The sequence below is a fragment of the Streptomyces sp. WAC05292 genome, assembly GCF_003949955.1.
Taxonomy (GTDB): Bacteria; Actinomycetota; Actinomycetes; order Streptomycetales; family Streptomycetaceae; genus Streptomyces; species Streptomyces globosus.
The window spans coordinates 1-4,059 of sequence record NZ_RPSE01000486.1 but is presented as its reverse complement, the minus strand read 5'-3'; the positions used below and the strand labels follow the sequence as shown (position 1 = coordinate 4,059).

The 4,059-nt window shown below is 75.6% G+C and carries 5 protein-coding genes; 4 read left to right on the top strand and 1 reads right to left on the bottom strand.

The annotated features are described in order from the left end of the window. Positions 1–164 precede the first annotated feature (164 nt). The 3 genes from EF903_RS29735 to EF903_RS29725 all read left to right on the top strand — a co-directional run bounded on the left by EF903_RS29735 (position 165) and on the right by EF903_RS29725 (position 2,729). Positions 165–1,277: a DNA alkylation repair protein gene (locus EF903_RS29735; RefSeq protein ID WP_125548100.1), complete on the top strand. Its 1,113-nt coding sequence runs from the start codon at positions 165–167 to the stop codon at positions 1,275–1,277. Positions 1,278–1,575: 298 nt separating this feature from the next. Continuing rightward, positions 1,576–2,436: an oxaloacetate decarboxylase gene (locus EF903_RS29730; RefSeq protein WP_125548099.1), complete on the top strand. Its 861-nt coding sequence runs from the start codon at positions 1,576–1,578 to the stop codon at positions 2,434–2,436. After that, a complete protein-coding gene (locus EF903_RS29725) occupies positions 2,433–2,729 on the top strand; it encodes a hypothetical protein (RefSeq protein WP_260616099.1) in 297 nt (98 codons plus the stop codon). Before EF903_RS29730 ends, EF903_RS29725 begins: the two co-directional genes overlap by 4 nt. 33 nt (positions 2,730–2,762) lie before the next feature. Here EF903_RS29725 and EF903_RS29720 read toward each other — a convergent pair whose 3' ends face one another. Then, on the bottom strand, positions 2,763–3,233 hold the full coding sequence (locus EF903_RS29720; RefSeq protein WP_260616098.1) for a hypothetical protein: 471 nt from the start codon (positions 3,231–3,233) through the stop codon (positions 2,763–2,765). 133 nt (positions 3,234–3,366) lie between these two features. On the opposite strand from EF903_RS29720, the gene EF903_RS29715 reads away from it, so the two are divergent. After that, a partial coding sequence (locus EF903_RS29715; protein WP_148142603.1) for a GlxA family transcriptional regulator occupies positions 3,367–4,059 on the top strand: 693 nt, incomplete at its 3' end.

The window sequence follows — 4,059 nt, the reverse complement described above, 5'->3', positions numbered from 1 at the left end:
GGACTCGACCCGGCCCCGACCCCGGTGTGCCGGCCGGCCGGCGCCGCCGGTGTCCGACGCGGCCGGCTCCCCCTCCTGCCCGCGCGCGCTCCCCTGACGGGCGCCGCATGCGGTGCCCCGGGGGCCGCGCCCCGGAGGGGCCGGGGACCGGTCAGACTGGCCCCATGCCCACGGCCGACGAACTGCTCAGCGCGCACACCGTCCAGGACCTCGCCCGCCGCCTCGCCCCGGCAGCCGGACCGAGGCCTCCAGGGCGCCCCGCCCCGGCCCTGGGGGCCTGCGCGTCCTCGCTCGACGGCCTGACGTTCAGCGGCCGAGTCGCCGCCGTCCGCGACGCCGCCCTCGCCGACCTGCCCGATGACTGGGCCGCCTTCGAGGCCGCCGTGCGCGGCGCCCTCGCCGACCCCGGATTCGACGGCTGGATGACCTTTCCCGTGGGCGAGGCGGTCGCGGTCCGCGGCCTCGCCTCGGGCCCCGCCGCGTTCGAGCCGGCCCTCGCCCTGCTGCGCGACCTCACCCCGCGCCTGACCGCGGAGTCCGCGGTCCGCCCCTTCCTGCGCGCCGACCGGGACCGTGCCCTGGCACTCATGGGCCCCTGGGTGGAGGACCCCGACCCGCACGTCCGCCGCCTCGTCAGCGAGGGCACGCGGCCCCGGCTCCCGTGGGCGCCGCAGCTGCCCGAGTCCGTCGCCGACCCGCGGCCCGCGCTCCCCCTCCTGGACGCCCTCTACCGCGACGACTCCGACTATGTGCGCCGTTCGGTCGCCAACCACCTCAACGACATCAGCCGCGACCACCCCGAACTCGCCGTCGAGACGGCCGGGCGCTGGCTGGCCGCGCCCGCGGCCACCACCGGCCGGGTGGCCCGGCACGGCCTGCGCACCCTCGTGAAGGCCGGCCGCGCCGACGCCATGACCGTCCTCGGGCACGCGCCCGACGCGCCGGTCACCGTCCGCGGGCCGGCCGTCGCGACCGCCCGGGTCGCCGTCGGCGAGTACCTCGTCTTCGACTACGCCCTCACCAACGACGCCGACACGCCCGCCGAGCTCGTCCTCGACTACGTCGTCCACCACGTGAAGGCGAACGGCGGCCGCACCCCCAAGGTGTTCAAACTGGCCACCCGCACCCTGGCCCCCGGCGAGACCCTCACCGGAACCAGGCGGCACTCCTTCAAGCCCCTCACCACCCGCCGCTACTTCTCCGGCGAGCACCTCGTCCAGCTCCAGGTCAACGGCAGAATCCGAGGGGAGGCCGCCTTCCGGCTGGACGCGGGCTGACGGGCGGACGGCCGCCCGCCCGCCGACCGGCCGGGGCGCCGGCACATGGCAGGAGTCGCCGGAGGGCCGCCCGCATCCCCCTCGAACCTTCCCCGAGCCCTCCCCGACCCCTGCTCGCGGCGCGGGCGGCGTGGCGTTTCTGCGGTGAACGGAGTCACTCCCGTGGGTGACGCACCGACGCTCTTGTGTTGCTTCGCGTGCTTGATCGGATACAAAGCGTGATGACTCTTTCTTTGCCTCCGCATTACCGTTTCGCGATAGTGCGGCCGGCCGTCACCACCACCTCCGAGGAGACGCGTTGACCTACGGAAGCAAGCTCCGGGCCCGCATCGCCGGCCCCGGCACCACCCCGCTCATCGGCGTCCACGACATGTACTCGGCCTCGATCGCGGCCGAACACTACGACGGCATGTTCGTCTCCGGCTTCGGGTTCGCCGCCTCGTACTACGGGCTGCCCGACATCGGGTTCATCGCCTGGCCCGACATGCTCTCCTTCGTCCAGCGGCTGCGCGGCGCCTTCCCCGGCCACGACCTGCTCGTCGACATCGACGACGGCTACGTCGACCCGGAGGTCGCCTGCCACGTCGTCGAGAGCCTGGAGCGCATCGGCGCCTCCGGCATCATCCTCGAGGACCAGCGGCGCCCCCGCCGCTGCGGCCACGCGGACGGCAAGCAGGTGCTGCCCCTCGCCGAATACCTCGACAAGCTCAACATGGTCCTCGCCACCCGCAGGGACCTCGTCGTCGTCGCCCGGACGGACGCGACCGAGGAGGCCGACATCCTGCGGCGCGCCGAGGCGCTCGCCGCCACCGACGCGGACGTGGTCCTCGTCGACGGGGTGCGCAGTGTCGAGTGGATCCGCCGCATCCGCGAAGTCGTCACCGGAAAGCCGCTGCTCTTCAACCAGATCGCCGGAGGGAAGTCACCCCGGCTGTCCCTGGGCGAGCTCACCGAACTCGGTGTCGACATCGCGATCTACAGCACCCCCTGCCTGTTCGCCGCGCACCGCGCGATCCACGACGCCCTGACCGACCTCAAGCTCTCCGACGGCCGGCTGCCGGAGCCCGCCGCGGCCGGCGGCATCGGCGTCCGGGAGTCCACCAGCCTGCTGGCCCGGAACATCGCCCGCCAGCGCGTCCTCGAAGGCGCCGGCGCGTGATCCGCCGGACCCCGCTGCGGCTGCCCGCACAGCGCACACCCGCCTCCCTGGCGGCCGCGGCCCTCGCGGCCGTCTCGGCGGCCTGCGCCCTCACCGGCGCCTCGGCCGCCCCCGCCATCGCCGGCGGCAGCCTGATCACCGTCATCGACAACTCCCACGCCGACTCGATGGTCGAGGTCGACCGCTCCGCCAACCTGCAGAACGGCTCGGGCACCTCCGGCAGCGACCACGACGGCAGCGCCGTCGACGTCCTCCAGGCCCTCGTCGGCTCCGCGCCGGCCCCGCTCCCGTAGCGGGGCCCGCTCCGAGCAGGCGGCGCGCCCGAGTCAGGACCAGGCGAGCAGGGCGGCCGCCCCGCACAGGTCGACCACGCAGCACCACTCGGACCAGGCCCGGGGCACCACCCGGCCGGTCCGGTGGTGCACGAAGTCCCATACGGCGTGCGCCGCCCACCCGGCGGCCAGCAGCCGCAGGCCCGCGCTCTCGCCGACCGACACCGCGGCGGCGGCGGCCGCCCCGAAGACCAGCAGCCCGGCCACCTGCACCGCGGCCGTCCGCATCCCGCCGAAAGACCGGCGGAACGCCCCGAAGAGCAGGTAGCAGACCGGCATGGCGGCCAGCAGCGCCGCCAGGAACCCCCGGCCCGGCAGCCCGTCCGCGAACGTGGCGGCGCCGAGCGCCAGCGCCGACAGGGCGGGCCACCGGCGGGCCACCGCAGCGCGTACCCGCGCGCCGCGGGACGCGGCGACGGCGGCGGACGGCGCGTGGGGGCGGCGGCGGGCGGAATCGGTCGTCACGGTGGCTCCCGGAAGGACGGCAGGGGTCGGCGGTCACGCCCAGGGTGTGCCGGTGCCGGGCCCCGGCACAGCCGCCGCGGCCCGTCCCGTCCGACCGCTTGGGGTACCCGTCCTTCCGGCATAGGGTCGGGTCATGGGGGAGCGGCTCATGGTGGTCGTCGGCTTCGAGGCGGCCGAACTGCTGGACATCGCGTGCGTGACGACCGGCCTGGCCATGGCCAACCGGCTCGGCACGCCCGAGCGGGCCTACCGCGTCCGCCTCGCCGCGCCGGGCGGCGCACCGATCGTCTGCGGCACCGGGCTGACCCTGCACACCCAGCAGTCCCTCGAACGGCTCACCGGCCCCCTCGACACCCTGATCGTCTCCGGAGGCGTCGGCTTCGAACGGGCTGCCGCGGACGACCGGCTCGTCGGCCACGTCCGCCGCCTGGCACGGGAGAGCCGGCGCGTCGCCTCCGTTTGCACCGGGGCGGCCGTCCTCGCCGCCGCGGGCCTCCTCGACGGCCGGCGCGCCACCACGCACTGGAGGTTCGCCGCGCGGCTCGCCGCCCGCTACCCGAAGGTCAGCGTCGACCCCGACCCCATCTACATCCGCCAGGGGAACGTGTACACGGCGGCCGGCATCACCAGCGCCCTCGACCTCACCCTCGCCTTCATCGAGGAGGACCACGGGCCGGAGCTCGCCCGGCAGGTCGCCCGGGACCTCGTCACCTACCTGCAACGCCCGGGCAACCAGGCGCAGATGAGCCTGTACACCGCCGCCCCCGCCCCCGACAGCGGCGCCGTCGCCAAGGTCGTCGGCGGGGTGGGCGAGGACGTGCCGGAC